Origin of the sequence: Christiangramia sp., assembly GCF_029937855.1 — a bacterium.
In the GTDB taxonomy this organism is placed as follows: Bacteria; Bacteroidota; Bacteroidia; order Flavobacteriales; family Flavobacteriaceae; genus Christiangramia.
In genome coordinates this window covers 104,162-130,521 of sequence record NZ_JAPYPC010000005.1, presented here as the reverse complement: position 1 = coordinate 130,521, position 26,360 = coordinate 104,162, and the positions used below count along the sequence as shown (strand labels likewise).

The 26,360-nt window shown below is 38.4% G+C and carries 28 protein-coding genes; 18 read left to right on the top strand and 10 right to left on the bottom strand.

Annotated features, from left to right (window positions below; translation table 11 throughout):
• Positions 1–40: 40 nt before the first annotated feature.
• The 5 genes from radA to panC are packed head-to-tail and all read right to left on the bottom strand — an operon-like array spanning position 41 to position 4,791.
• Complete coding sequence (gene radA / locus Q1K34_RS04680; protein ID WP_300435170.1) at positions 41–1,405, bottom strand: DNA repair protein RadA; 1,365 nt, start codon at positions 1,403–1,405, stop codon at positions 41–43.
• Positions 1,406–1,424: 19 nt separating this feature from the next.
• Positions 1,425–2,573, bottom strand: a complete 1,149-nt coding sequence (locus tag Q1K34_RS04675; protein WP_300435167.1) for an alpha/beta hydrolase-fold protein — start codon at positions 2,571–2,573, stop codon at positions 1,425–1,427.
• A gap of 35 nt (positions 2,574–2,608) precedes the next feature.
• Positions 2,609–3,550 carry a lysylphosphatidylglycerol synthase transmembrane domain-containing protein gene (locus Q1K34_RS04670; protein ID WP_300435165.1) on the bottom strand — a complete coding sequence of 314 codons (942 nt, stop codon included), beginning with the start codon at positions 3,548–3,550 and terminating at the stop codon, positions 2,609–2,611.
• Between the two features lie 30 nt (positions 3,551–3,580).
• Positions 3,581–3,931 (bottom strand): aspartate 1-decarboxylase, encoded by a 351-nt coding sequence (gene panD / locus Q1K34_RS04665; RefSeq protein WP_300435163.1) that lies wholly within the window; start codon positions 3,929–3,931, stop codon positions 3,581–3,583.
• Positions 3,932–3,933: 2 nt separating this feature from the next.
• The gene (gene panC / locus Q1K34_RS04660; RefSeq protein ID WP_300435160.1) at positions 3,934–4,791 is read right to left on the bottom strand and encodes a pantoate--beta-alanine ligase; all 858 of its coding nucleotides are present in this window, start codon (positions 4,789–4,791) and stop codon (positions 3,934–3,936) included.
• Between the two features lie 110 nt (positions 4,792–4,901).
• Here panC and Q1K34_RS04655 point away from each other — a divergent pair, with 110 nt between their 5' ends.
• The 5 genes from Q1K34_RS04655 (at position 4,902) to Q1K34_RS04635 (ending at position 11,323) form a co-directional block, all read left to right on the top strand.
• A complete protein-coding gene (locus Q1K34_RS04655; RefSeq protein WP_300435157.1) occupies positions 4,902–5,714 on the top strand; it encodes a glycogen/starch synthase in 813 nt (270 codons plus the stop codon).
• Between the two features lie 14 nt (positions 5,715–5,728).
• Complete coding sequence (locus tag Q1K34_RS04650) at positions 5,729–7,315, top strand: DUF4270 domain-containing protein (protein WP_300435154.1); 1,587 nt, start codon at positions 5,729–5,731, stop codon at positions 7,313–7,315.
• A 5-nt stretch (positions 7,316–7,320) separates the two neighbouring features.
• The gene (gene glmS, locus Q1K34_RS04645; protein ID WP_300435151.1) at positions 7,321–9,168 is read left to right on the top strand and encodes a glutamine--fructose-6-phosphate transaminase (isomerizing); all 1,848 of its coding nucleotides are present in this window, start codon (positions 7,321–7,323) and stop codon (positions 9,166–9,168) included.
• A gap of 268 nt (positions 9,169–9,436) precedes the next feature.
• Positions 9,437–10,948 carry a F0F1 ATP synthase subunit beta gene (atpD, locus tag Q1K34_RS04640; RefSeq protein WP_300435149.1) on the top strand — a complete coding sequence of 504 codons (1,512 nt, stop codon included), beginning with the start codon at positions 9,437–9,439 and terminating at the stop codon, positions 10,946–10,948.
• Between the two features lie 78 nt (positions 10,949–11,026).
• Positions 11,027–11,323: a F0F1 ATP synthase subunit epsilon gene (locus tag Q1K34_RS04635; protein ID WP_300435147.1), complete on the top strand. Its 297-nt coding sequence runs from the start codon at positions 11,027–11,029 to the stop codon at positions 11,321–11,323.
• Between the two features lie 108 nt (positions 11,324–11,431).
• Here the strand turns inward: Q1K34_RS04635 and Q1K34_RS18005 are convergent, their stop codons facing one another.
• The 4 genes from Q1K34_RS18005 to Q1K34_RS04620 are packed head-to-tail and all read right to left on the bottom strand — an operon-like array spanning position 11,432 to position 13,688.
• Positions 11,432–11,956 (bottom strand): PDZ domain-containing protein, encoded by a 525-nt coding sequence (locus tag Q1K34_RS18005; protein WP_367183301.1) that lies wholly within the window; start codon positions 11,954–11,956, stop codon positions 11,432–11,434.
• A gap of 41 nt (positions 11,957–11,997) precedes the next feature.
• Entirely contained in the window at positions 11,998–12,906 is a 909-nt protein-coding gene (locus Q1K34_RS18000) for a hypothetical protein (RefSeq protein ID WP_367183300.1), read from the bottom strand.
• A gap of 59 nt (positions 12,907–12,965) precedes the next feature.
• Complete coding sequence (locus tag Q1K34_RS04625) at positions 12,966–13,172, bottom strand: helix-turn-helix transcriptional regulator (RefSeq protein ID WP_300435145.1); 207 nt, start codon at positions 13,170–13,172, stop codon at positions 12,966–12,968.
• 3 nt (positions 13,173–13,175) lie between these two features.
• Positions 13,176–13,688 (bottom strand): DUF2975 domain-containing protein, encoded by a 513-nt coding sequence (locus Q1K34_RS04620; protein ID WP_300435142.1) that lies wholly within the window; start codon positions 13,686–13,688, stop codon positions 13,176–13,178.
• 256 nt (positions 13,689–13,944) lie between these two features.
• Here Q1K34_RS04620 and Q1K34_RS04615 point away from each other — a divergent pair, with 256 nt between their 5' ends.
• The 7 genes from Q1K34_RS04615 to mnhG are packed head-to-tail and all read left to right on the top strand — an operon-like array spanning position 13,945 to position 19,738.
• Complete coding sequence (locus Q1K34_RS04615; protein ID WP_300435140.1) at positions 13,945–16,299, top strand: putative monovalent cation/H+ antiporter subunit A; 2,355 nt, start codon at positions 13,945–13,947, stop codon at positions 16,297–16,299.
• A 3-nt stretch (positions 16,300–16,302) separates the two neighbouring features.
• On the top strand, positions 16,303–16,719 hold the full coding sequence (locus Q1K34_RS04610) for a Na+/H+ antiporter subunit B (protein ID WP_300435137.1): 417 nt from the start codon (positions 16,303–16,305) through the stop codon (positions 16,717–16,719).
• A 1-nt stretch (position 16,720) separates the two neighbouring features.
• Complete coding sequence (locus Q1K34_RS04605) at positions 16,721–17,074, top strand: Na+/H+ antiporter subunit C (protein ID WP_300435134.1); 354 nt, start codon at positions 16,721–16,723, stop codon at positions 17,072–17,074.
• Entirely contained in the window at positions 17,071–18,585 is a 1,515-nt protein-coding gene (locus tag Q1K34_RS04600) for a proton-conducting transporter membrane subunit (protein WP_300435132.1), read from the top strand. The genes Q1K34_RS04605 and Q1K34_RS04600 overlap by 4 nt, the downstream gene beginning before the upstream one ends.
• A 6-nt stretch (positions 18,586–18,591) precedes the next feature.
• On the top strand, positions 18,592–19,068 hold the full coding sequence (locus tag Q1K34_RS04595) for a Na+/H+ antiporter subunit E (RefSeq protein ID WP_300435231.1): 477 nt from the start codon (positions 18,592–18,594) through the stop codon (positions 19,066–19,068).
• Positions 19,065–19,337 (top strand): cation:proton antiporter, encoded by a 273-nt coding sequence (locus tag Q1K34_RS04590; protein WP_300435129.1) that lies wholly within the window; start codon positions 19,065–19,067, stop codon positions 19,335–19,337. Before Q1K34_RS04595 ends, Q1K34_RS04590 begins: the two co-directional genes overlap by 4 nt.
• A complete protein-coding gene (gene mnhG / locus Q1K34_RS04585; RefSeq protein ID WP_300435126.1) occupies positions 19,334–19,738 on the top strand; it encodes a monovalent cation/H(+) antiporter subunit G in 405 nt (134 codons plus the stop codon). Before Q1K34_RS04590 ends, mnhG begins: the two co-directional genes overlap by 4 nt.
• 15 nt (positions 19,739–19,753) lie before the next feature.
• Here mnhG and Q1K34_RS04580 read toward each other — a convergent pair whose 3' ends face one another.
• Complete coding sequence (locus Q1K34_RS04580) at positions 19,754–20,188, bottom strand: MgtC/SapB family protein (RefSeq protein WP_300435124.1); 435 nt, start codon at positions 20,186–20,188, stop codon at positions 19,754–19,756.
• Between the two features lie 34 nt (positions 20,189–20,222).
• On the opposite strand from Q1K34_RS04580, the gene Q1K34_RS04575 reads away from it, so the two are divergent.
• From Q1K34_RS04575 to bioB, 6 genes are all read left to right on the top strand, one after another.
• Positions 20,223–21,380, top strand: a complete 1,158-nt coding sequence (locus Q1K34_RS04575) for a pyridoxal phosphate-dependent aminotransferase family protein (protein ID WP_300435121.1) — start codon at positions 20,223–20,225, stop codon at positions 21,378–21,380.
• The gene (bioD, locus tag Q1K34_RS04570) at positions 21,380–22,003 is read left to right on the top strand and encodes a dethiobiotin synthase (protein ID WP_300435118.1); all 624 of its coding nucleotides are present in this window, start codon (positions 21,380–21,382) and stop codon (positions 22,001–22,003) included. Before Q1K34_RS04575 ends, bioD begins: the two co-directional genes overlap by 1 nt.
• On the top strand, positions 21,991–23,280 hold the full coding sequence (bioA, locus tag Q1K34_RS04565) for an adenosylmethionine--8-amino-7-oxononanoate transaminase (RefSeq protein ID WP_300435115.1): 1,290 nt from the start codon (positions 21,991–21,993) through the stop codon (positions 23,278–23,280). Before bioD ends, bioA begins: the two co-directional genes overlap by 13 nt.
• A 78-nt stretch (positions 23,281–23,358) precedes the next feature.
• On the top strand, positions 23,359–23,958 hold the full coding sequence (locus Q1K34_RS04560) for an SET domain-containing protein (RefSeq protein WP_300435113.1): 600 nt from the start codon (positions 23,359–23,361) through the stop codon (positions 23,956–23,958).
• Positions 23,959–24,013: 55 nt separating this feature from the next.
• Entirely contained in the window at positions 24,014–25,168 is a 1,155-nt protein-coding gene (locus Q1K34_RS04555) for a beta-ketoacyl synthase N-terminal-like domain-containing protein (protein ID WP_300435111.1), read from the top strand.
• A gap of 89 nt (positions 25,169–25,257) precedes the next feature.
• Positions 25,258–26,349: a biotin synthase BioB gene (bioB, locus tag Q1K34_RS04550; RefSeq protein WP_300435109.1), complete on the top strand. Its 1,092-nt coding sequence runs from the start codon at positions 25,258–25,260 to the stop codon at positions 26,347–26,349.
• Positions 26,350–26,360: the final 11 nt, after the last annotated feature.

Genomic DNA, 26,360 nt, shown 5'->3' with positions numbered 1-26,360 from the left:
CCTCAAATGAGGTCAAATATAAGCAGTAATTATGCCATTTTTAGCCAAATAAGTGGCTAACAACATCTTCTATCTTTGCAACTTTTATAATGCGAATATGAAAATCTCCTTTCGGAATTTTACTTTGTTTAGAAACCATGATAGAGCCAAAACCAAGCTTTTCAGCTTCGATAATACGTTGCTCTATTCTGGTTACCGGTCTAATTTCACCGGCGAGTCCAACTTCAGCAGCAAAACAAGTATCTTTTTCTAAAGCGATATCTTCATTAGAAGAGAGAATGGCCGCAATAACTGCGAGGTCTATGGCGGGATCGTCCACACTAATTCCACCGGTTATGTTTAAAAATACATCTTTAGCGCCAAGCCGAAAACCAGCCCTCTTTTCAAGAACTGCCAGTAGCATATTCAGTCGTTTGGCATTGTAGCCAGTGGTAGATCGCTGTGGTGTGCCGTATACCGCTGTGCTTACCAACGCCTGGATCTCTATCATAAGAGGACGCATCCCTTCCAGAGTTGAAGCGATCGCGGTTCCACTTAAGTCCTCATCGTTTTTAGAGATTAAAATTTCAGAGGGATTAATCACTTCTCTTAAACCGCTGCCCTGCATTTCATATATTCCCAGTTCATGCGTAGAGCCAAACCTGTTTTTGTGAGCCCTCAAAATCCTGTAAACATGATTACGATCCCCTTCAAACTGAAGAACAGTATCTACCATATGCTCAAGAACTTTTGGGCCTGCAATACTTCCTTCTTTCGTGATATGGCCGATTAAAATTACCGGAGTGTTGCTTTCCTTGGCAAATTTAATGAGCTCTGCCGTACATTCCCTTATCTGGGAAATACTTCCAGGGGAACTTTCAATATAATCGCTGTGAAGTGTTTGAATGGAGTCTATAATAACCACTTCCGGCTCCACTTCTTCTACCTGACGAAAGATACTTTGAGTTTTTGTTTCGGTAAGGATAAAGCAGTTTGCGGGATTGGGATTTATACGTTCTGCCCGCATCTTGATCTGTTGCTGACTTTCTTCCCCGGAAACGTATAATACCTTATACTTTAAACCGAGCGATATTTGTAATAAAAGGGTGCTTTTTCCAATTCCCGGTTCACCGCCTAAAAGCGTTAGAGAACCTGGAACAAGACCACCGCCCAGTACCCGGTCCAGCTCATTGTTGCCGGTATTCATACGATTTTGAGGAGTATTCTCAATATCGCTAATGAGTAGTGGTTTTGAGGCTTTTTTCGCTTCCTTCTTTGCTGAAGTTTTCCAGTCTTTTGGATCAGGTTTCTGTACTAACTCTTCAACTATGGTATTCCAGTCTCCACAAGAATTGCATTTTCCCTGCCATTTTGAATACTGAGCCCCACATTTCTGACAATAATAACTTGTCTTTACCTTCGCCATTTAATCGATCTATTTTATGCTAATAACCGAAATCTTTTTTAATCGAATTGGCTTTTTCAAGCATAAAATCGGTATCTATAAATGCAATTTTCTCCTGGCCATACGCATTTTGATAGATTCGCATGGCTTTCTTTGGGTTGCCGGTTTCTTCTTCATATCTAGCTTCGAAGAAAGTGCCCAACATGGTTCCAGGATAATGATCAAAAGCCATTTTATATAATTCTTTATATTCTTCCCAGTTTCGGGTTTTTTCAATGGCCTTATAAACGGCCATAAAATCGTTGATGCTTATTTTCTTCTGAATTCCATATAATTCTTCGATAGAATTATATTTTTCAGCCAAAAATTGCGAAGGAGAGACAGAGGTCTGGAGTAAAATTTCGTTATAATCTTTTGTGGAAATAGGCCTGTAAATCTCGAACATGCTGGATATTGCTGAAGGAATTGCTTTTCCTACGAGAGAATAATGAGTTTCGTCCTCAAAATCCTGGAATTTATAGGCTACCAATTCATTTTCAATATTTTTGAGCTGATTATCGAAGCTTAATATATTCTTTTTAAGGTTTGGAATATCATCACTTCCAGTTGCCATATAATACCATTTTTTAGATTCGGCATTATTTAGGGCATTCGTAAGCCTATCGGCCATTTCAGGTGCGAGGTCCGGGCTTAGATTTACATATCCCTGAAAAATAGGAGTCTGTTTAAGAAGGTAATAATTAATAAAATTTGCGGTAAAATCATGGCCAACAATGATCCTGAAATTGGCCGTTCTGTATTTTTGATCTAACTGGGCAAGCAATTCCATCCCGATAAATTCAAAAAACTTCGCGCCTTTATCTACCGGAAGAAAATTGTTTTCGCTGTAGGAAGTATCTTCTGTTCTAATTCCATCCTGATTAATGCCTACAACTATCATTTCCGGTACATCTTCCCAGTAAGAATAATAATCTACCATCCCTGCTACGGGCTCGAATAAATAATCGCCATCAAGCACCACAACGACGGGGTAGCGTTTCTCTTTGTTTTTTTCGTAATTTCTTGGAAGCTGGATCTTTATCTGTCTTGTTTCTCCTAGTTTTTGAGAGGAAAAACTTTCATGTTTGATCTGTGAACTGCCCACTATAGGCAATGAAATTGCCATTAGCAATAGTAATAATCGTTTCATAGGTGTCATATTGATTCGGACCTACAATATAATTATTATTTTCTATTGTTTAAAAGCGGCAGTAAAATAAAGGATAAGCCCCCAAATATCAGGACTACAAAAGTTTGTGTCGCCCAGGAAATCCATCCGAAAGCTTCTGCAGCATGATCCTGAACCCCAAAAAACATCAATACACCTCCTACAGCCAGCGGATAGACGCCAATCCCGCCATTGGTAGCCGAGACGGCAAACGAGCCCACCACAAAAGCAGCCATGATAATTCCGGCTGGGGTATTTGCGGTTTCCGGAATGCTTAACTGAATAACAAAGAACATGATAAGGTACAAAGACCAAATAAAGACAGTATGAAATATGAAGGCCCATTTCTGTTCCATTTTCAGGATGCTCCTCATGCCTTCCAACAAACCTTTCGCTAGTTTTTTGATCTTCTTAAAGGGCCCCCAGGTGGATTGTTTTATAATATAAATTCCTATAACGATAAGGCCTACAAGACCAAGAAAAATTAAGAGGGTGTTGAGGGGTTTAATGTTTTGATCGTTCAGGTATATTAGGAGATCATCGGTTTGCAGGATCACAACAATCCCGATGATTAACATTAAAATTAAAAGATCTGCCACCCTTTCAGAAATAATGGTTCCGAAGCCTTTTTCAAAAGGAACCTTTTCATAAGTAGAAAGTGTGACTGCCCTTAATACTTCTCCTGAACGGGGAATGCCAAAATTAGCTAAATAAGCAACCATAACTGCCATGAAGCGGTTGGCCTGGGAAGATTTGTAGCCCATGGGTTCCAACATAAACTTCCATCTATATGCCCTGGAAAAATGGGAAATACTACCTAGCAAAAAAGAGAGGAAGATCCAAAATTTATTAGCATCTACAATACTTTGCCAAAGATTTTCACGCTCTTCTGGCGTTGCGTTTTTTAAAGAGTACCAAATCAAAAAAATCCCCAAAAATAAGGGGACACTGATTTTCAATATTTTGATGAACTTGTTTTTCAACCAGTTTTATTTCAGCAAATTAGTTTCTTCGTCTGGAAATACGAGGGAGGGCTTAAAATTTTTGGCGTCCTCCATTTCCATTATACCGTAAGCAATAATAATGAGGATATCGCCTTTGGCAACCTTGCGCGCTGCAGCACCATTTAAAGTGATCTCACCGGTATTTCTAGGTCCCGGGATAACATAGGTTTCCAGGCGTTCGCCGTTATTATTATTTACGATTTGGACTTTTTCCCCTTCAATAATATTGGCTGCTTCCATAAGATCTTCATCTATGGTAATACTGCCAATATAATCCAGATCTGCCCCGGTTACTTTTACGCGATGAATTTTGGATTTTACTACGTGAATTTGCATTTCTAAAATGAGTTGTCCAGAGCGATATTATCAATTAACCTAATATCATCGGCATAGGCCGCAACAAATGCTCTGTATTGTTTTCCTTTTTCTTTTGTATTTATTTTTTTCAAAGTCTCAGAATCGGCAATCTCAAAATATTCTAATTTAAGATAAGGGTTGCCTTTGAATTTATTTTCTACCCAGGTGGTAATATAATCTGCACTTTCTATGCCAAATAACCGATTAACATCCTGTAGGGTTTCGTAAATAAAAGCAGCTTTCTCTCGACTTTGGGTACTTAGACGCTCGTTCCTGGAAGACCTTGCAAGTCCCGAATTTTCTCGTAAAATAGGGCAGCCAACAATCTCAACAGGAAGGCCTGTTTTTTCAGTCAGTTTCCTGATGATCTGAAGTTGCTGATAATCTTTCTCCCCAAAAAAAGCTTTATCTGGTGTAATAATCTCAAAGAGATGCTTCACCACTGTGCCAACACCGTTAAAATGCCCGTTTCTGAAAGCTCCTTCCATTACCAGTTCCAGTCCTTCAAAATCAAAATTTTGCGATAGCACCTTGTCTCCATATAATTCATGGGCATTTGGAGAAAAGATCCAAATATCTTCTGAAATTTTCTTTAAAAGCTCCAGATCTTTCTCCAGATTTCGGGGGTATTTCTCCAGGTCTTCAGCATTATCGAACTGAGTAGGATTTACAAAAATACTCACTACCACCTGATCGGTTTCTTTCAGGGCTGTTTTCAAAAGGGAAAGGTGACCCTCATGAAGTGCTCCCATCGTTGGAACTAATCCAAGACTTTTTTCGTCAGATTTTATCTTCTGAATCGCCTGTATAAGTGGTTGTTTCTCCCTAAAAACCTGCATTTTATTATAAAATTAACAGCGTGCAAACTTAATATATCTCTGGCAATCTGCATAAATTTTTGTAATTTTGCGTGTTTTTTATTCGGAAACGTAACTAAAGTAAAGAATTTATGAAAGATAAGAGAGTGTTATACGTCTCATCTGAAGTTATACCCTACTTACCTGAAACCGATATCTCCTCAACCTCCTTTGAAGCTGCAAAAATGGTGAACAACCTTGGAGGTCAAATCAGGATTTTTATGCCCAGGTTTGGGAATATCAACGAACGCAGGCATCAATTGCACGAAGTGATTCGTCTATCGGGAATGAATCTTGTGATCAACGATTTAGATATGCCGCTAATCATAAAAGTAGCGTCTATTCCGAAGGAGAGAATGCAGGTTTATTTTATAGATAATGAAGATTACTTTAAAAGAAAAGCCACCTTGACTGATGAGGACGGAAATCTCTTTGCTGATAATGATGAAAGAGCCATTTTTTTTGCAAAAGGAGTTATTGAAACTGTAAAAAAACTGAACTGGTCCCCAGATATTATTCATGTTCACGGCTGGTTGGCTTCATTATTGCCTTTGTATTTGAGAAATTACTATGGGAATGAGCCTTTATTTAAAAATGCCAAAATTGTTACTTCTATTTACAATCAAAGTTTTGATGGGACGTTAGATGAAGAGTTGAGAGAGAAAATTCTTTTTGACGGTTTGGAGAATTCTAATGTAAAACACCTGAAAACTCCAAACTTTGTAAATCTTCTTAAAACTGCGGTAGATAATTCTGATGCTGTGGTGATAGGAGGGGACAATGTCCCAGAAGAATTAAAAACCTATGTAGACCGGATGAATAAACCAGTACTTCCGTATACAGAAAAGGAAAACTTCTCGCACGCTTATCAGGAATTTTACGACACTAAAGTATTGTCTGAATAGTTAGAAAGGATTAAATGAAATTAAATAAAATATTTAAAATAACAGCGATCATAGCTGTTATTTCCGCTTTTGTAGCATGTGATGAAGATTTCACGGAGATAGGAGGAGAAATTATAAATAATCCCTCTGATGTAGAATTGAGGGAGGTTGAGGTAAACGCCTATTCACAGAAATTAAATTCTGTACAGACCAATAATTTAAACAACTTTTTTCTAGGATCCGTAAACCACCCAATTTACGGGGAAAGTACGGCGAGTATCGTTACCCAGCTGGGATTGTCTATTCCTAATCCCGATTTTGGAGATAATGTGCAATTAGATAGTGTGGTAATGACCATTCCTTATTATTCAACAGAGCTTGAAGCTTCAGGGGACGAAACACAAATAGAATACGAACTTGATTCAGTATATGGAAATGGTTCATTCAATCTCAAAATTTACGAAACTGACTTCTTTTTAAGAAATCTGGATCCTGATTCAGATTTTCAGCAACAACAGAAATATTATTCAAATCAACAGGATGTTGTAGAGCAGAATATTATTGGAGCGCCTATTTATAGCAATGATAATTTTCAACCATCGGCAGAATCTTATGTTACTTATGAATTAAATGATGCTGGTGAGAACGATACTATTACCAATGCTCCGGCATTTAGGGTAAAACTTCCCGTTGATTATTTTAAGGAAAAGATTATTGCCCGGGAAGGTTCTGATGAACTTGCCAACAATACTAATTTCAGGGATTATTTCAGGAGTTTATTTTTAAAAGCCGAACCAAACGGAACGGAAAATCGACAGATCCTTTTTAATTTATCCAGCCAGGAAGCAAATATTAAACTGTATTATACTTCCGAGGCAGAAGATGACGATGGTGAAGTAGAAAGAACGAGAAAGATTTATACTCTGAATATTGCCGGAGGAAATAAATTCAATACCTATACGGGGGAATTTCCGACTGATGTGTTGCAGACTATCACAGCGCAAACCGATGAAACCGGCGCAGAAAACCTTTACCTGAAGGGACAGGAAGGAAGTATGGCGGTAATTGAATTGTTTCCTGATGCCGAGGTACTTCAAAATCTTAAAGATGAAGAGTTGCTGGTAAATGAAGCTGCCCTTACGTTTTACGTGAACGATGACCTGGTGAATGATGGTTTGCAGCCCCAACGCCTTTACTTGTTTGATCTTACAAATAACACTATTCTTTCAGATTACGGGTTGGATGCAACTTATAATCCTGCCAGTCCAGAACTTTCCTTGACCTCTTTTTCTGAGCCTTTACAGGTGACCGAAGATGAAAATGGTTTGTTTTATACTTTGAGAATCACCAATCATGTGAGTAATATCTTAAATAATGAGGATGCAGAGAATGTTAAATTAGGATTGGTTATTGTTCCTAATATAAATACGGTGGTGGCAAGGGGTCAGCAGGCTGGGATCTCCCAAATATTGAATTCTTCCACCAGAGGATTAGAATTAATTGAACAAGTACCTTCAGGTTCTCTGTTGTCACCTGATGGGACTATTTTACATGGGAATTTATCGGCTGACAACGAGAAAAGATTAAAATTACAAATTTATTATACCAACTTTAATCAGTAGAAAAGATGTGTGGAATTGTTGGATACATAGGGCATAGAGAAGCTTATCCTATAGTTTTAAAAGGATTACAAAGGCTGGAGTACAGAGGTTATGACAGTGCCGGGATTGCGTTATATGACGGTAAGGACCTTAAAATGAGTAAAACTAAAGGTAAGGTCGCCGATCTTAAAACCCGCCTGGAGAGTGAAATATCTACCGATGGCACGGTAGGCATAGGTCATACCCGATGGGCAACGCATGGAGAGCCAAACGATGTGAATTCTCACCCGCATTATTCTAATTCAGGAGACCTGGTAATAATTCATAATGGAATTATTGAAAATTATGATTCTCTTAAAAAAGAATTGAAGAAAAGGGGGTATACCTTTAAAAGTGATACAGATACAGAGGTGCTTGTAAACCTAATCGAGGATGTAATTAAAAAAGAAGATGTAAAGCTGGGAAAAGCGGTTCAGATCGCACTTAACCAAACAATTGGTGCCTACGCCATAGCTGTCTTCAATAAAACCAAGCCAGATGAGATCGTAGTGGCGAGACTTGGTAGTCCCCTGGCGATTGGTGTTGGTGAAGATGAATTTTTTGTAGCTTCAGATGCCTCTCCATTTATTGAGTTTACCAATAACGCAATTTATCTGGAGGATGGAGAAATGGCCGTTATCAGAAGACATAAAGAGGTTAAGATAAGGAAGATAAAAGATGATTCTTTAGTAGATCCTTATGTTCAGGAGCTTCAAATGAACCTTGAGCAGATAGAGAAAGGTGGATACGAGCATTTTATGCTGAAGGAAATCCATGAGCAGCCAAGTGCAATTAGTGATACCTACAGAGGTAGAATGCTGGTAGATCAGGGACTCATAAGAATGGCCGGAGTAGATGATAATATTGAAAGAATTGCAAATGCAAAACGTTTTATTATCGTTGCCTGCGGTACTTCCTGGCATGCAGGACTTGTTGCGGAATACATTTTTGAAGATATCGCGAGAATTCCTGTGGAAGTCGAATATGCTTCAGAATTTAGATATCGAAATCCGGTAATTTCTGAAAATGATGTGGTAATTGCTATTTCTCAAAGTGGGGAAACTGCAGATACCATGGCTGCTATTAAACTGGCTAAGGAGAAAGGAGCTTTTGCTTTTGGTGTTTGTAACGTGGTGGGTTCTTCTATTTCCAGAGAGACCCATGCTGGTGCTTACACTCATGCGGGACCAGAAATAGGTGTTGCTTCTACAAAGGCCTTTACTACTCAAATTACGGTTCTAACTTTAATGGCGCTTAAACTTGGTAAATTTAAAGGCACTATTTCACATAGTGATTTCCAATTCCATCTTCAGGAACTGGAAAGAATTCCGGAGAAAGTAAAGGAAGCACTAAAATCTGATGAGCTTATTCAGGAGATCGCTTACAAGTATAAAGATGCGCCTAATTGCCTTTATTTAGGGCGTGGATATAATTTCCCAGTGGCTCTTGAAGGGGCATTGAAGCTGAAAGAGATTTCTTATATTCATGCGGAAGGATACCCGGCAGCAGAAATGAAGCATGGTCCTATCGCACTAATAGATGAGCAAATGCCAGTGGTGGTGATCGCAACCAAAAAAGGGCATTATGAAAAGGTGGTTAGTAATATCCAGGAGATAAAATCCCGAAAAGGAAAGATTATAGGTGTTGTGACTAAAGGAGATGAGGAAGTTCGTGACCTGGCAGATTATGTAATTGAAGTTCCTGAGACAATGGAGTCACTTACTCCTCTTTTAACTACGATCCCATTACAATTACTTTCTTATCATATCGCAGTGATGCTTGGTAAGAACGTAGATCAGCCAAGAAATCTGGCAAAATCGGTAACTGTAGAATAAAGAATCTTATTTTAAATAAAGAAGCTCTCTGGATTATTTCAGGGAGTTTTTTCATTTTTAATCATTCAGATTTGATCTAAACTATTTCTTTTAAATCAGATTATTAGCGGTTTTGCCAAACATTAAAAACTTCTCAATTTTTCAATATGTTTTTTGTCAGAAAAATTTATCTTTGCAGCCTGAAAATGACCTTTTTTCTGCTTAGAAAATTTTAAATCAGGGAAATAGGTTTTTGAATTTTACTATTAAAAATTAAAGAATTAGATAAATGTCTAAAGTCACAGGTAAAGTTGCCCAGATTATTGGTCCTGTAGTTGACGTTGTGTTCGACTCAGAAAACGCTGAACTACCAAAGATCTACGATTCTTTGGAAATTACCAGAAAAGATGGTTCTACTTTAGTTCTAGAGGTACAGTCTCATATTGGTGAAAATATCGTACGAACTGTATCGATGGATTCTACCGACGGTCTTAGCCGTGGAGTAGAGGTACTTGCTACGGGGAACCCAATCCAAATGCCAGTTGGTAAAGATGTTTACGGGCGTCTTTTCAACGTAATTGGAGATGCTATTGATGGTTTAGGAAATTTACCGAAAGAAGGTAAAGATGGTCTCCCAATTCACCGTGAGGCTCCTAAATTTGAGGATTTATCTGTGTCTACTGAAGTGCTTTTTACCGGAATTAAAGTAATCGATCTTATTGAGCCTTACTCAAAAGGAGGTAAGATTGGTCTTTTTGGAGGTGCAGGAGTTGGTAAAACAGTACTTATTCAGGAATTGATTAATAACATTGCTAAAGGTCACGGTGGACTTTCTGTTTTTGCAGGAGTTGGTGAACGTACTCGTGAAGGGAATGACCTTCTTAGAGAGATGTTGGAATCTGGAATTATCAAATACGGTGACGATTTCATGCATTCTATGGAAGAAGGCGGATGGGATCTTCAGAAAGTAGATAAAGAAGTGATGAAGGATTCTAAAGCTACCTTCGTTTTCGGACAAATGAACGAACCACCTGGAGCACGTGCTCGTGTGGCTCTTTCTGGACTTACAATTGCGGAATATTTCCGTGACGGGGCTGGAGAAGGTCAGGGGAAAGACGTTCTTTTCTTCGTAGATAACATTTTCCGTTTTACACAGGCTGGTTCAGAGGTGTCTGCACTTCTTGGACGTATGCCTTCGGCGGTAGGGTACCAGCCAACGCTAGCAACAGAGATGGGTGCGATGCAGGAGCGAATTACTTCTACTAAAAATGGATCTATTACTTCTGTACAAGCGGTTTACGTACCTGCAGATGACCTTACCGATCCGGCACCGGCAACAACTTTTGCCCACCTGGATGCAACTACAGTACTTTCTCGTAAGATTGCTGAGCTGGGGATTTATCCTGCGGTGGATCCTTTGGATTCAACTTCACGAATCCTAACAGCAGATATTCTGGGAAAAGAACATTATGACTGTGCACAGCGAGTAAAAGAGCTTTTACAGAGATATAAAGAACTTCAGGATATTATTGCTATTCTTGGTATGGAAGAACTTTCTGAAGAAGATAAGCTTGCAGTATCGAGAGCAAGACGTGTTCAGCGTTTCCTTTCTCAGCCATTCCACGTGGCAGAGCAGTTTACAGGTCTTAAAGGAGTTCTTGTAGATATTAAAGATACCATTAAAGGTTTTAATATGATCATGGACGGGGAACTGGATAAATACCCGGAAGCTGCCTTCAACCTTAAAGGAACTATTGAGGAGGCGATCGAGGCCGGAGAGAAAATGCTTGCGGAAAACTAGTAGGCAGTCTTCAGTAACAGTAGGTGATTAAAAGCCGTGAAACTCTTAACTGATAATTGATAACTGATAATTGAAGAAATGTATTTAGAGATAGTAACCCCAGAAGCGGTAGTTTTCAGAGCTGAAGTAGACGCGGTAAAAGTACCGGGGAACGATGGTGAATTTCAAATGCTGAACAATCACGCCCCTATCGTTTCTACTTTGACCGAAGGAGAGGTTAAGATCAGTCTTTCAGCCGGAAGTTCAAACGAGGTTAAAAGAAAGGATCAATCTGGTTTTAGGACTGAAACTTCAGAACCTAATGTTGTTTATTATACTATTCAAGGAGGGGTTCTTGAGATGAAAGATAATAAAGCGATTATTTTAGCTGATTAACTTTTAAAACATATAATTAAAAAGGCCTTTCATACGAAAGGCCTTTTTTTATTGAAGGAATTTAAACCTCCCAGATTTGCAAAACCTGGGAGGTTTTATGTTGTTTAATTATTTAGATTCAAGCCAGTTTTCCCTGTTTTTTAATGCTTCTTTTGAGGCATTCTCATCAAGACTTATAGTGTAAGCTGGATTCTTACCTAATTTTACTTCCGTAATTTTCTGTTTTCCGAACCTTTCAAATTTTACTTCTATTTTCTCTTCAGTGAATTCCTGAATGATTTCGTCCAAGTCTTTAGTAGTTTGTACTTCGGTGCCATTCAGGCTTAAGATCTTATCTCCTGAAGTTAAGCCTGCGTTATAAGCCGGACTGGCTTTAAACGTATTTCGAGAGATTTCCAGTCCTGATTCAGTTTCTTTTAAGGAAGCTCCAAAATAATTATCCTCTTCTTTGTTTAATTTGATTCCTACGCTGCTAAATAATTGCTTGTAATCGGGCATCTTGCTATTATAGATATGGTTTTCAAAAAAGGTAGACGCGAATTCACCGCCTGCATATTCTTTTAAGGTAGATTCAATATCTTCAATTTTATAGGCCACTTCAGTTTTACCATATTTTTCCCACATCAACTTCATAAAATCATCGAGATTCAGATCATTTTGTCTTAAAGAAAGATCTAAGGCAAGTATTCAGCAGGTCGTACGCGCTCCACATTCCAGGCATGGAAAAACTCGTGGGCAACGGTGCCAATATTTCCTTTCATTCCGCCTTCAGCAAGACTTTCTTTATCGGTTAAAATAGTGCTGTTGCGGTGTTCCATCCCGTCTCCGGAAACATTTGGCATATAGCAGGCTAGAAAATTGTATTTGTTATAATCAAATTCAGGTAATTCACCATACACTGCTTTCTCCTGTTTTACGATCCTTTTTACCTGATCAAAATATTCTGAAAATTCTTCTTCAGTTCCTTTATGATGCAGAACAAATTGAATTCCCTGTCCGTTAACATCAAAAGACTTCCTGCTGAAATCGCTAATTTCTGTAGGACTATCCATAAAATAATAAAGGTCTGGTGCAGAATAAGTAGTTCCCGACTCTTTTTTTAGCTGAGTCGCCACTTTCCAGTTGAGATCTTCCCTAACATCAAAATTTACTTCTATAGGTCTATGTTTAAACTCTTCCGCATACATAAAAGTAGCGGGAATGTTCAGGTGGGCATGGGTCTCATCTATTTGGGAATAGGTGCCATCTCCACGATTGGCGAAAAGAATATATTCAATATTAACTGTTCCGTCGTGACCGCTTACTTTCCAGGAATATGGATCTTTTCTTTCAACTTTTAGATCTTTTCCTTTGCTGTTGGTAGCTTTGAATCCGTAGACGTTTTTAATAAATTCGTGCAGCGCATAGCGTCCGGGAGAAGTTCGACTCATTCGTATATTGAGTTCCGCAGTTTTGACTTCCGGAAAGGAAATATTGATTTTAGCCTCATGCTGTACCGCATTTTCAAAAGAAATATCGTAGGTGTTGGTTTGGGCATTTCCTATTAAGCTAAGAAAAAGGAAAGCTAAAAGAATCGTTCGCATAGTGTTTTTTAAGGTTTGCTCTAAATTAGAAAAATTATGGAATTGATAAAGTCTGAAAGCTAAGAAGCCTGATATTCTAAAATATCACCAGGCTGGCAATCCAATTCTTTGCAGATCGCTTCGAGGGTTGAAAAACGAACCGCCTTTGCTTTTCCGGTTTTTAGAATGGAAAGATTCGCGGTGGTGATCCCAATAATTTCTGCCAGCTCATTGCTTTTCATTCCTCTTTTCTCCAGGATTTTGTCAAGATTTATAATGATGGACATATACTATATGGCTAGTTCGTTTTCTTCTTTTAATTTTTTTGCCTGTAGAAAAACTTTGGATAGGACGATAAAAAACGCTCCCAAGGCTATAAGAAGCCAGAAACCCGACACTTCCAGCTTAAATTCAATTCTAGATTTAAATACCAAACTCAAAATGAACTCAGCTGCACTTTGCAAAATAGTTAGCCAGATAATCAATTGACCAATGAGGTTAAAACCTGCTATTTGATAATTCGTGAACAAATTCCCTTTCTCAAAACTCCGTATTATTTTAAGCATCAAATACACAATTAAGCCTATTGCTGAATACAATGCGAAACCCAGTAGGAATAGTGATATGGCCGCTTTGTTAGTCTGAATTGGAAATAAAAAACTAAAATTACTTTCATCAAAATTCATGTCGCCAATGAAAGCGATATAAGCTGCAATGCCTAAAGAACCTAAAGCTGTTAATAGAGATATTATGAAGGAAACATACAACAAACCTTTTAATATGTGGAGAGAATTTGATTTCATATAATTATTGTTTTTCGATAACAAATATAAAATAATTATTGAAAAACGATAATTTTATTGTTATGGAGAACACTATCAGGAACTTATTCTTTACGTTTTTTTCATGGAATTAAGAATTCTACAGAAAATAATTTCTGTCTTTCCGGGAAAATTTAAAAAAGCATGAATAGCAATGAACATTGGGTATTAACTCTTTGCTTAGAAGTATTTCTTCCAATAATAACTATTATATTTGCGACAAACAGATTTACTAAGTATGCTTACCGCAATTCTTACAGGTTTTTTATTCTCTATTTTTCTCGTTTTCGCGGGAAGATTTTTTAAAGGTAAGCTTTCCATACTTGCATCTTTAATTCCGTTAGGGCTGTTTTTTTATTTTGCCCAGTTCATTTCTCCGGTATCAAATGGAGAAGTGATGATGAGATCATATGAATGGATTCCTTCGTTTGGAGTGGATCTGGATTTTAAAATGGATGGCCTCGCCTTGCTATTCTCTTTAATGATCACCGGAATTGGGTTTTTAGTTTTTGCTTATACTTCTTCTTATCTGAAAGGACACGAATATCTGGATAGATTTTATGGGTATCTGGCTTCTTTTATGGGTGCCATGCTTGGGCTGGTACTTTCTGATAATATGATCACGTTGTTCGTGTTCTGGGAATTAACAAGTATTAGTTCTTTCTTTCTAATTGGTTTTAATAATACCAATCCTGCTTCCCGTAAATCGGCATTGACAGCTTTGGGGATTACTGGAATAGGTGGGTTGTTCCTGTTGGCGGGTGCGCTTCTTTTAAATAATATCTCCGGAACTTATAGTATTTCTGAAATGCTTACCATGAGTGAAGCGATCCGCGGAAATGAGTTGTACTTTTTAGCAGTACTATTCATTTTTGGAGCCGCTTTTACTAAATCTGCACAATTTCCTTTTCATTTCTGGTTGCCAGGAGCAATGAAAGCGCCCACACCTGTTTCTACCTATCTGCATTCAGCAACTATGGTAAAAGCTGGGATTTATCTGTTGATGCGCTTTACGCCGGTGCTGGGGGGAGAAGATATTTGGAATACCACTTTAGTTCTTGTTGGCGGAATAACTATGCTATATTCAGCGGTTCATACTATTTTTAGAACAGATCTTAAAGGTATCCTGGCATATTCCACAATTTCAGCTTTAGGGATATTAGTTTTCTTAACCGGGTTGGGAACACAGGAGGCATTTTTGGCAGCCGCGGTATTTATCATTGTACATGCACTTTATAAAGCCACCTTATTCCTGGTAACGGGAATTATAGATCATCAAACACATACCCGTGACGTCACAAGGCTCTCGGGATTAAATAAAGTCATGCTACCCGTTGGTATTGCTGGGATTCTGGCGGCTATTTCCAGTGCGGGTATTCCTCCCACGATTGGTTTCGTTGGAAAGGAACTGACTTACGAAGCATCTAACAACTCTGAAACTCTGGTGATTTTAGTATTAATTGCGATTGTACTTACAAAAATCCTGTTGTTGTATGCCGGTTTTGTTGCCGGAATAAAACCCTTTACGGGAAAACTTCCAGAAGAACATTCTAATGTTAAAAGTCCAGGACTTGTTATGTGGGTTCCCCCGCTCTTGCTGGCCCTACTGGGAGTAGTATTTGGTGTGGCGCCATTTATAATTGAATCAGCCTTAATAAAACCTGTGGTGGAATCTTTGGGAGCAGATGCTTCAGAAATTCACCTGGCCTTATGGCACGGATTGAATTTGGTTTTTATACTAAGTTTAATCACAATTGGAGTCGGCACAGCGCTTTATTTTATTTTAAAACCTTCAAAGAAATTAGAAAATGCTATTGCAAGGTTCGATTTTATTGCTCCCAAAACTTTGTTGGAGAAATTTAATGGCCTGTTTATTTCAGTATCCAATTTCTGGACGAACTTCTTTCAGAATGGATATTTAAGGAATTATATTTCTATTATCATTCTCTTTTTAGTAGTGCTGGTAGGCTACATTATGATAGGAAACACCCGATTTGCTATAAATTATAATTCCCTTTCAAAAATCACGGTTTACGAAATTACCACCACTTTGATCCTAATTGCCGGGATCTTTTATACCGTTTTCACTCAATCCAGGCTGGCAGCCGTTGCGGCAATGGGTGTAGTTGGACTTTCCATTTGTTTGATATTTGTTTTTTATAGTGCGCCCGATCTTGCAATGACCCAGTTTTCAATCGATACACTTACCGTAATATTGTTTGTTCTTGTGCTTTATAAGCTTCCGAAGTATTTAAAACTATCAGATTATAAAACCAGACTTAGGGATGGGATCTTATCTACTATCTTCGGATTGATTATTACCACCCTTGCTTTAGAAGTGCTTTCTGAACCCGTGAGTAAAGAAGTCGGAGAGTTTTATGCGGCAAACTCTTATATTGAGGCTCACGGTAAGAATGTGGTAAATGTGATTTTAGTTGATTTTAGAGGTGCAGATACGTTGATAGAGATTTCAGTATTATCTATTGCAGCAGTTGGTGTTTTTGGTTTGATGAAGCTAAGATTGAAAATGAAGGACAGAAGAAGATATGCAGATACGAGACTGAATGAAAGAACCGGGAAAAAAGAAAATTAAAGGATGCGAACTACTATAATTCTAAAAACAGCTTCTAACTACCTTTTACCGGTATTGTTGGTGTTTTCTATTTTTATCTTGCTTCGTGGGCATTACCTTCCTGGAGGTGGTTTTGTAGGAGGTTTAATTGCGTCTATTGCTTTTATTTTACATTCTTTCGCTAATGGGCTTTCAAAAACCAGGGAGTTGCTTATCATGCACCCGGGATTTTTGCTTCCGGTAGGCCTGGCAATAGCATTTTTAGCAGGGCTCGCGCCAGTGGCATTATTTGACCTTCCCTTTATGACGGGCTTATGGTCCCACGATGAAATTGCAATTTTAGGAAGTGTGGGTTCAGCTTTATTTTTTGATATAGGGGTTTACCTGGTGGTAAACGGAGTGACTTTGACCATAATTTTTACAATTTCAGAATCGGCCTAATATGGAGATCCTTTTAGCATTAATGGTAGGAATTTTATATGGTACAGGCATTTATATGATGCTTCGCCGAAGTATGGTAAAATTGATCATAGGGATTATCCTGCTTGGAAATGGCGCCAACCTTTTAATCTTTCTTCTGGGAAGGATTACTAAAGGATCTCCGCCAATTATTCCAGGTGATGCCAAGGTTTTTACAGAAGCCTTTGCAGATCCCGTTCCCCAGGCTTTAATACTTACAGCAATCGTTATAAGTTTCGGACTTCAGTCTTTTGCAATCGTGTTAGTGAAAAGGGCTCACACGGTTGTTAGAACTGATGATCTGGATGAAATGAACGCAACCGACGAAGATTCATGACAGAACAAATAGTTTTATATCCTCTTTTTCTTCAGATGGCCATCAGTATCATTCTGATGTTCGGCTGGTCCAAAATAAAATTTCAGAAGGTGTTTAGCGTCTTCGGAAGTATTCTCAGTTTGGGTCTGGCAATATGGCTCTTTAGCTATATCTGGAGCAATGGGACACAAACCATCCAGGCAGGAAATTGGGAAGCTCCCTTTGGTATTACTTTCGTGGCAGATATGCTTTCAGCCACACTGGTATTATTAACTGCAATTTCAGGTTTGGCAGTTTCTATTTTTTCCGGGGCCTCCGTATTGAAAGACCGTTTGCGGTTTGGGTATTTTCCTATATTCCACTTTTTATTGCTTGGGCTTAATGGTGCATTTTTAACAGGAGATATATTTAACCTGTATGTATGGTTTGAGATCATTATTATAAGCTCCTTTGTGTTGATCACTATTGGTGGTGAAAAGGCCCAGCTGGAAGGAGCAGTAAAATATTTTACACTGAACATCCTTGCTTCCATGATCTTTCTCACCGCAATCGCTGTACTTTACGGGATCACCGGAAGCTTAAATATGGCCGATCTTGCGGGGCAGGTAGCTGAAGTCGAGAATAGGGGGCTGGTACAAATCACTGCACTGTTATTCCTGATTGGCTTCGGAATTAAAGCAGGGGTATTTCCATTATATTTCTGGTTGCCAGCATCCTATCATACCCCTCCATTCGCAGTTTCCGCGATCTTCGGAGGATTGTTGACCAAAGTCGGGGTGTATGCTTTGATCCGTGTATTTACGCTCATTTTTGTAGATGATCCTTTTCTGAACAATATCATTATGATCATTGCCATTCTTACCCTGGTTAGTGGGGGGATAGGTGCTTTGATCCAAAACAATATGAGAAAGGTGTTCTCCTATCTTATTATTTGCCATATTGGGTATATGATCGCCGGGTTAGGAATGTTTACTGAAATTGCGATTGCAGGAGCAATATTTTATCTTATCCATGATATCATTGTAAAAACTAACCTTTTTATGGTGAGCGGAGTGGTTTATCGTTTAAATGGAACAAACTCTATGCGTGACCTTGGAGGTATCTATGCAAACTGGCCGAAAATTAGCCTATTGCTTTTTATCCCATTGTTTTCATTAGTGGGGATACCACCACTCTCAGGATTCTGGCCCAAGATAAATCTGATAAAAGCAGGCTTTACAAATGGTTCTTATATTACCGTGGGTGCCATTATCTTCGCCAGTTTTATCACACTGGTGATCATTGCAAAATTATGGGCTGAAGTATTCTGGAAAGAGGGTAAAGAGCTTCCCTTGAGGAGTAATTTTGGATATTTTTCAAAAATGACAAATACTAAAAGACTTCAGTTTATAATTCCTGTGGCTTTTTTGAGTATCGTATCTTTGTATATAGGTTTTGGAGCTGAACATGTTCAGGAGCTTTCCGCAAGGATTGCAGATGAACTTGTGAATAGTCAGGGTTATATAGATGCGGTTTTAAAATCGAAGAATTAAGGAATGATGAAGAATAAATTTCTGTCGAACATATTACTGACCTTTGTCTGGGTTGCCCTGACAGGAGATTTTTCATTTGAGAATTATCTTTTTGGCTTCTTTCTGAATTTTCATATTCTTTGGTTGATTACGATAGGACGAAAAAGGAGTAAATATTTTTTAATAGTCCCTAAGGTTATTATATTATTAGTTTATTTCCTTTATGAACTTATAAAAGCGAATATTGAAGTAGCTTACGAGGTGATCACTCCTAAATTTAAAATGACCCCGGGAATAATTATGGTTCCATTAGATATAAAGTCAGATATTGGGATTACCATGCTAGCTAATATGATATCTCTCACACCGGGGACATTAAGCCTGGATGTTTCCAATGATAAAAAAGTGCTTTTTGTGCATGCGATGTATATAAAAGACAGGGAAAAGTTTGTCAGGGGAATTAAGAATGGTTTTGAACGCAGAATACTGGAAGTATTGTCATGAGTTTATTTGAATATTTACATTATATAATTTTACCAATTTTGGTCGTTTCGGCCGTGCTAATTCTCTGGCGATTTATCAAAGGTCCAAGCATAGCAGATAAGATTGTTTCATTAGATCTTTTAATCACGACAGGTATAGGAATTATTGCAGTGTACAGTATTATATACAATCAGTCTACTTTGATGGATACGGCACTTATTCTGGCACTTATTGCTTTTTTGAGTACCGTAGCCTTATCTTATTATCTGGAAAAAAGAAAAAGGAAATGATAGACATAATAATAGCGGCAATTGCGACACTTGGAGCCATGTTTGTGCTTTTAGCAGCAATAGGGATCGTAAGAATGCCAGATACATATTTAAGAATTTCTGTAACTACTAAAGCTGCCACGCTTGGAGTAGGATTGGTTTTACTTTCTACCACCGTTTATTTTAGTAATGCAGATGTAACTTCACAGGCATTTGTAATCATCTTATTCTTATTTCTTACCGCTCCTGTAAGCGCGCACCTTATTGGCAGGGCTTCTTATTTTATTGGTGTAAAGTTATGGGATAAATCTGTGGTGGATGAATTAAGAGGTAAATATCAAAAAAACACTCATGTTTTAAAAAGTGTGGTAGATGATACTCCTGAAGATAATGTGGACCATAGCAAAATGAAAGATAAGTAAAGATACCTGCCTTTCTCAGTCACTTTTTTTCTTATTCCTTTCTATTAGTTTCTTTTCTATAATGCTGAAAAAGAAATTAACGAATACAATGAGTATGGTCGCAATTACAAGCTCCTTAAAATAACCAAACCCGGAAAGACATCCAATAGCAGCACTGCACCAAATAGTTGCCGCGGTGGTCAGGCCTTCTATGTCATTTCCTTTTTTCATGATGGTGCCGGCACCAATAAAACCTATTCCAATAATAACCTGACTAAGCACCCTGGTGATATCGGCGTAATCTAATCCTTTAAATTCAAGGGACATCATAATAAAAATACTGGCACCTAGAGCTACCAGTGCATGGGTTTTTAGTCCGGCATGTTTTCCGCGGAATTCCCTTTCCAGTCCAATAAAAAGTCCGGCGATTACGGCCACTCCAGATTTGAGGGCAAAATCTATGATATCCATAATTTAAAAGATTCCTGTTTTATATTTTAGCGAAATGAAAAAGCTGCCTTTAAAATTAGAGAAAAGACTCCAAAGGAGAAAAGAAGAAAATTCTTTTAGAGAATTATTATCATTTTCTGATGGCGTAGATTTTTTTTCTAATGATTACCTGGGTTTTTCACGTTCTAAAATAATATTAAAAAATACAGGAAAGATACTGGAAAAATATGAAGTTTTAAATGGATCTACCGGCTCCAGGTTGTTATCCGGAAATCATCCCTTATTTAATATTTTAGAGCATCAGCTTGCCGATTTTCATGATTCTGAAGCTGTCCTAGTATTTAATTCGGGTTACGATGCTAATATTGGATTTTTTTCAGCAGTTGCACAAAAGAATGATATCATTCTCTACGACGAATATTCTCATGCTTCCATAAGGGACGGTTTGAAGATGAGCCTGGCAAAGAATTATAAATTTCGGCACAACGATCTTGAAGACCTGAAACGAAAATTAAATCGTTTTACACCCAGGAGTGAAACCTCTGAAATTTATATCGTCACCGAATCTGTTTTTTCCATGGATGGCGATTCGCCCGATCTTGAAACAATAATTAAAATTGCTGAGAATTATACTGCAAAATTAATTTTAGACGAAGCCCATGCCACGGGAGTGATTGGCGAAAAAGGAGAGGGACTGGCACAGGAATTAAATATCCAGGACAGGATTTTTGCCAGAATCCACACTTTCGGAAAAGCAATGGGCGGTCATGGAGCAGTAATTCTTGGTAGCAAGGGGCTAAAAGATTATCTGGTCAATTTTTCCAGAAGTTTAATTTATACCACGGCGCTTTCACCACATTCTATTGCGACCATTAGTGCCGCGTATAATTATTTGGAAACAGATCGGGAAGCTTTACACAAGCTTCGGGAGAATATTGTGCATTTTAAAGCTGAAAAACATAAAAATGCTCTTAAAGATATTTTTTTAGAAAGCGATTCTGCCATTCAGGCCTGTATAATTTCAGGAAACACGAAAGTAAAACTGGCAGCCGAAGAACTTCAGAATAAAGGCTTTAATGTTAAGCCTATTCTTTCTCCTACCGTTCCCCCGGGAAGTGAAAGACTAAGATTTTGTATTCATAGCTATAATTCTTTCGAGGAAATCTCGGAGGTCTTAAAAGTCCTGAGTAATTTTGTGGCAAATAATAAGTAATGCCAAAGACATTTTTTATTACCGGAATAGGAACCGAAGTAGGAAAAACAATCGTTTCAGCAATTGTTACAGAAGCTATGCAAGCCGATTACTGGAAGCCGATACAGGCGGGCGATCTACATCATTCTGATACGCATAAAATTCAGAAGCTGGTGAAAAATGATCAAAGCGTCTTTCATAAAAATGCTTATGCACTTCATACTCCGATGAGTCCACATGCTGCCGCTGAAATTGATGGAATTAGGATCGATTTAAAAGAAATTAAACGGCCAGAGACCGATAGAGAACTTGTAATAGAAGGTGCCGGGGGATTACTCGTTCCGTTAAATGAGAAAGAAAAGATTGCCGATTTAATTTCTAAAGAGGATGTGGTAATCCTTGTTTCCAGGCATTATTTAGGAAGTATAAACCATACTCTATTAAGTATTGAAAATCTTAAGAATAGAGGGTTTGAAAAAATAGGAGTTATTTTTAGTGGTGCTGAACATCCAACAACCGAAGAGGCTATCAAAATTCATGGGGAAATAAAGGTTATTGGCCGTATTGAAGAAGAACCATATTTTGATGAGATGGTGATAAGTGAATACGCTGAAAAATTTAGAAAGAGATTATGCGAGATGTAGAATTGAAAGAGAAAAGCTTAGGAGAGAGGGATAAAAAACACCTGTGGCATCCGCTTACCCAGCATAAAACAAGTCCGGAAATGCTGGCTATTAAAAAAGCAAAGGGATGTATCCTTACAGATGATAAAGGGAATGAGTATATCGATGGAATTTCTTCCTGGTATACCTCTGTCTACGGGCATTGTAATGATTACCTCACTAAAAAAGTTGCTGCGCAAATGCAACAGCTGGATCAGGTGGTTTTTAGCGGATTTACGCACGAACCGGCTGTTAAACTCTCTGAAGCCCTAATTAAAATATTGCCTCAAGGGCAGCAAAAATTGTTTTTCAACGATAATGGTTCCACAGCTACAGAGATAGGAATAAAAATGGCGCTGCAATACCATCATAACCTGGGGAATGATCGTAAGGTCATGTTGGCTTTTGAAGAAGGTTTTCATGGCGATACTTTCGGGGCTATGTCGGTTTCAGGTTTATCTGTTTATAATGGCGCTTTTCAGGATCATTTTATCCGGGTGGAAAGAATTCCGGTGCCTACGGGTGAAAATAACCAGGAGGTGCTTTCATTTTTGAAGGAGCTTATTAAAAAACAGACTATTGCCGGTTTTATATACGAACCCCTCATTCAGGGTGCAGCTGCCATGAAATTCCATGATGCTCAGGGTTTAAATGAAATCCTTAAGATTTGCCGTAAAAACGAGATTATTCTGGTCGCAGATGAAGTAATGACCGGTTTCGGGAAGACAGGCAGCTATTTTGCTTCAGATTATATAGATGAAAAGCCAGACGTGGTGTGTATGTCTAAAGCGCTTACAGCGGGATTGCTTCCTATGGGCTTAACTTCGTGCTCACAAAAAGTGTATGATGCTTTTTACTCAGATGATATTGCCAAAGGTTTATTTCACGGTCACACCTATACAGCTAATCCTTTGGCCTGTGCTGCAGCCCTGGCAGGAGTAGAATTACTTGTTTCAGAAAAAATACAGAGCAATATTAAAAATATTACAGAGGCTAATTTGGAATTTGCCAATAAGCTGGAAAGCCATCCAAAAGTTAAAAACGCGAGGAGTAAGGGGGTGATTTTAGCTTTTGAATTGAATGTGAAAATGGAACGTTACGGAAACCTTCGGAATAAACTTTTTAGGTTTTTTATGGATAATGGCGTATTTCTGCGCCCGTTAGGTAATACTATTTATATCGTCCCGCCCTATGTGATTTCAGAAAAAGAGCTTCAGAAACTCTATTCGGTTATGGAAGAGGTGCTTGAGGTTTTTTAAAAAAATTCGTCTCAGCTAACAATTTTAATTTTTCGGATTCAATTTTTATCTAATTTAGATAGATAAATCTGAAAAATTATGATGCATCCTGATACGAAATTAAAATGGATAAGTGATGAAAAGGGTTTCGGGGTCGTGGCCACGAAATTAATCCCAAAAGGGACTATTACCTGGGTGCAGGATGAGTTAGATCAGGTTTTTTCACCGCAGGAGCCAGCAAATTTCAAGCCTCTCGCCAAAGAATTATTGGAGAAATACAGTTTTCGAAATAATAAAGGTGAACATATTCTATGTTGGGATATCGCTAAATATATCAATCATAGTTTCAGATCTAATTGTCTTTCTACAAGCTATAATTTTGAAGTTGCTGTAAGGGATATTCCTATTGGGGAAGAACTTACCGATGATTATGGTTATTTAAATCTATCTGAATCTTTTGTTCCTGAAGATGAAGGAGTGGACCGAAAAGTGGTAAAACCAGACGATACCCTGGACCTTTACAAGGAATGGGATAGCTCTCTGGAACCGCTATTTCCGTTAATAGAAAATCTTGACCAGCCTTTGTTTGAACTACTTTCAGAAAAGGTAAAAGCTGAAATTAGTAGCGTAGCTTCCGGAGATAAAAAGATGTTATCTACTAAAAACCTTTATTTAAAACCTGAAAAAAGCAGAATTTAGGTTCTGAAATTTAGCCAGTCGGTAATTCAGCCTTATTTTTGCCAAAAATCAGCTTTTGAAAAATACGGTTTCTATAACTTCTATAGGCACAATTTCCCCATTAGGAAAAAATTCAGAAGAGATCTGGAAAAATTATATTTCCGACGATCATTTGTTTGAGCTTAAGAAGGTTGGAGCTCAGATTTCCTGGGTAGGGAATTTATCTGAAGAAATTAAGAAGGATGTTTCCAGCTTAAAGGAAAAAAACACTAAATATCGCTATCTGGATAATTCCGTTTTATATGCAATTCTTGCAGCTAGAAAAGCTTGCGATACTACTGCAATTAACGGACACGATACCGGAATAAATATAGGCAGCAGCAGGGGTGCGACAGGTTTATTTGAAAAATATCATGAAGAATTCCTAGAAACCGGAAAGTCTTCTACCTATAGTTCTCCTTCCACAACTTTAGGAAATATATCTTCCTGGGTAGCGCAGGACCTTCAGCTAAATGGTCCTGAATTCTCCCATAGCGTCACCTGTTCCACAGGAATGCATGCCATTCTCAATGCTATTGCCTGGATTAAAAGCGGGATGGCAAAAAGTTTTATGGCGGGAGGAAGTGAAGCTCCTCTTACAGGATTTACTCTTGCCCAGATGAATGCGATGAAAATCTATGCATCTGAAAATATCGATTTTCCCTGCCGTTCCCTGGATATGGAAAAATCTAAAAACTCTATGATCTTAAGCGAAGGAGCTGGAATGGTGGGGTTAACTTCCAAAGACCATTCGAATCCATTAGCAATCATTAAGGGAATTGGCTATGCCAATGAAAAATTGAAACATGGGGCGTCCCTTTCCAGGAATGGGAAATGCCTTCAGGATTCCATGAAAATGGCGATGGGGAATATGAATAAAAAAGAAGTAGATGCCATTGTGATGCATGCGCCTGGAACTATTGGTGGCGATCTGGCGGAAGTAAATGCGGTAAAAGCTGTTTTTCAGGATAAATTCCCGGCAATTACCAGCAATAAATGGAAAACAGGACATAGCTTTGCAGCTTCCGGAATACTGAGCCTTGAAATGGCCATTTTAATGCTTCAAAAGCAGCAGTTTTTACCGGTTCCTTTTTCAGAATTTAAACATGAACCCGATAAACTGCAAAATATTTTGGTAAATTCTGTAGGATTTGGGGGAAATGCCGTTTCAATTCTCGTAGGAAGAAAATAGAAATTGTTAGCTTTCCCGTTTATAAATCTTTTAGAAGCTATCCCTTATAAAACTTAGTTTTCGTTATTTTTGAATACAAATTGAATTACATGGCAACAAAACACGACTGGACAAAAGAAGAAATCCTAGAAATATATAATAAGCCTTTTATGGAATTGCTTTATGAAGCAGCTACCATTCACCGCGAACATCACGACCCAAATACCGTTCAGGTATCCACTTTGCTTTCCATAAAAACGGGAGGTTGCCCGGAAGATTGTGGCTATTGCCCACAAGCAGCTCGTTATCATACAGATCTTGAAGGGAACGATCTTATGAGCGTAAATCAAGTTAAAGCACAGGCTTTGCGCGCAAAGGCTTCTGGAAGTTCCCGGGTTTGTATGGGTGCTGCCTGGAGAAATGTAAAAGATGGTGAAGAATTTGATAATGTGCTGGAAATGGTAAGAACCATCAATAAGTTGGATATGGAAGTTTGTTGCACGCTGGGAATGCTTACTGAAAATCAGGCTGAACGTTTGGCGGAAGCAGGACTGTATGCTTATAACCATAACCTGGATTCTTCAGAAGAATATTATAAAGAAGTAATTTCAACTCGTGGTTATCAGGATAGACTGGATACTATAGGGAATGTGAGAAAAACAAATGTGACTGTTTGTAGTGGGGGAATTATAGGAATGGGAGAAAGTGAAGCCGACCGTGCAGGAATGCTGGTGGCGCTTTCTACTTTGAATCCGCAGCCGGAATCTGTGCCGATCAATGCTTTGGTGCCGGTAGAGGGAACTCCGCTGGAGGAGCAGGCGCCGGTACCAATCTGGGAGATGATACGTATGGTAGCCACTACAAGAATCGTAATGCCGGAAACGCAGGTTAGACTTTCTGCAGGAAGAACCCAAATGAGCAGGGAAGGCCAGGCAATGTGTTTCTTTGCCGGGGCTAATTCTATTTTTGCAGGAGATAAACTTTTGACAACTCCAAATCCCGATGTAAATGAGGATATGGAAATGTTTAAAATGCTGGGATTAAATCCACAGAAAGCTTTTGAGAAAAAATCTCAGCCAGAAAGTATTGATGCTGAAAATTCACAATATCAAAGCAAGGGAGAGAAACCTAAATGGTCACGACCAGGTCATAAAATTGAGAGAAATCTGGATGCTCAGCAAAAGACCAAAGCAAAAGCCTAGCTTAATTTATC

Bases quoted from the DNA above. Each gene is read 5' to 3' on its own strand.
- radA (WP_300435170.1), bottom strand. From the start codon at position 1,405: ATGGCGAAGGTAAAGACAAGTTATTATTGTCAGAAATGTGGGGCTCAG.
- Q1K34_RS04675 (WP_300435167.1), bottom strand. From the start codon at position 2,573: ATGAAACGATTATTACTATTGCTAATGGCAATTTCATTGCCTATAGTG.
- panD (WP_300435163.1), bottom strand. From the start codon at position 3,931: ATGCAAATTCACGTAGTAAAATCCAAAATTCATCGCGTAAAAGTAACC.
- panC (WP_300435160.1), bottom strand. From the start codon at position 4,791: ATGCAGGTTTTTAGGGAGAAACAACCACTTATACAGGCGATTCAGAAG.
- Q1K34_RS04655 (WP_300435157.1), top strand. From the start codon at position 4,902: ATGAAAGATAAGAGAGTGTTATACGTCTCATCTGAAGTTATACCCTAC.
- Q1K34_RS04650 (WP_300435154.1), top strand. From the start codon at position 5,729: ATGAAATTAAATAAAATATTTAAAATAACAGCGATCATAGCTGTTATT.
- glmS (WP_300435151.1), top strand. From the start codon at position 7,321: ATGTGTGGAATTGTTGGATACATAGGGCATAGAGAAGCTTATCCTATA.
- atpD (WP_300435149.1), top strand. From the start codon at position 9,437: ATGTCTAAAGTCACAGGTAAAGTTGCCCAGATTATTGGTCCTGTAGTT.
- Q1K34_RS04635 (WP_300435147.1), top strand. From the start codon at position 11,027: ATGTATTTAGAGATAGTAACCCCAGAAGCGGTAGTTTTCAGAGCTGAA.
- Q1K34_RS18005 (WP_367183301.1), bottom strand. From the start codon at position 11,956: ATGAAGTTGATGTGGGAAAAATATGGTAAAACTGAAGTGGCCTATAAA.
- Q1K34_RS18000 (WP_367183300.1), bottom strand. From the start codon at position 12,906: ATGCGAACGATTCTTTTAGCTTTCCTTTTTCTTAGCTTAATAGGAAAT.
- Q1K34_RS04625 (WP_300435145.1), bottom strand. From the start codon at position 13,172: ATGTCCATCATTATAAATCTTGACAAAATCCTGGAGAAAAGAGGAATG.
- Q1K34_RS04620 (WP_300435142.1), bottom strand. From the start codon at position 13,688: ATGAAATCAAATTCTCTCCACATATTAAAAGGTTTGTTGTATGTTTCC.
- Q1K34_RS04615 (WP_300435140.1), top strand. From the start codon at position 13,945: ATGCTTACCGCAATTCTTACAGGTTTTTTATTCTCTATTTTTCTCGTT.
- Q1K34_RS04610 (WP_300435137.1), top strand. From the start codon at position 16,303: ATGCGAACTACTATAATTCTAAAAACAGCTTCTAACTACCTTTTACCG.
- Q1K34_RS04605 (WP_300435134.1), top strand. From the start codon at position 16,721: ATGGAGATCCTTTTAGCATTAATGGTAGGAATTTTATATGGTACAGGC.
- Q1K34_RS04600 (WP_300435132.1), top strand. From the start codon at position 17,071: ATGACAGAACAAATAGTTTTATATCCTCTTTTTCTTCAGATGGCCATC.
- Q1K34_RS04595 (WP_300435231.1), top strand. From the start codon at position 18,592: ATGAAGAATAAATTTCTGTCGAACATATTACTGACCTTTGTCTGGGTT.
- Q1K34_RS04590 (WP_300435129.1), top strand. From the start codon at position 19,065: ATGAGTTTATTTGAATATTTACATTATATAATTTTACCAATTTTGGTC.
- mnhG (WP_300435126.1), top strand. From the start codon at position 19,334: ATGATAGACATAATAATAGCGGCAATTGCGACACTTGGAGCCATGTTT.
- Q1K34_RS04580 (WP_300435124.1), bottom strand. From the start codon at position 20,188: ATGGATATCATAGATTTTGCCCTCAAATCTGGAGTGGCCGTAATCGCC.
- Q1K34_RS04575 (WP_300435121.1), top strand. From the start codon at position 20,223: ATGAAAAAGCTGCCTTTAAAATTAGAGAAAAGACTCCAAAGGAGAAAA.
- bioD (WP_300435118.1), top strand. From the start codon at position 21,380: ATGCCAAAGACATTTTTTATTACCGGAATAGGAACCGAAGTAGGAAAA.
- bioA (WP_300435115.1), top strand. From the start codon at position 21,991: ATGCGAGATGTAGAATTGAAAGAGAAAAGCTTAGGAGAGAGGGATAAA.
- Q1K34_RS04560 (WP_300435113.1), top strand. From the start codon at position 23,359: ATGATGCATCCTGATACGAAATTAAAATGGATAAGTGATGAAAAGGGT.
- bioB (WP_300435109.1), top strand. From the start codon at position 25,258: ATGGCAACAAAACACGACTGGACAAAAGAAGAAATCCTAGAAATATAT.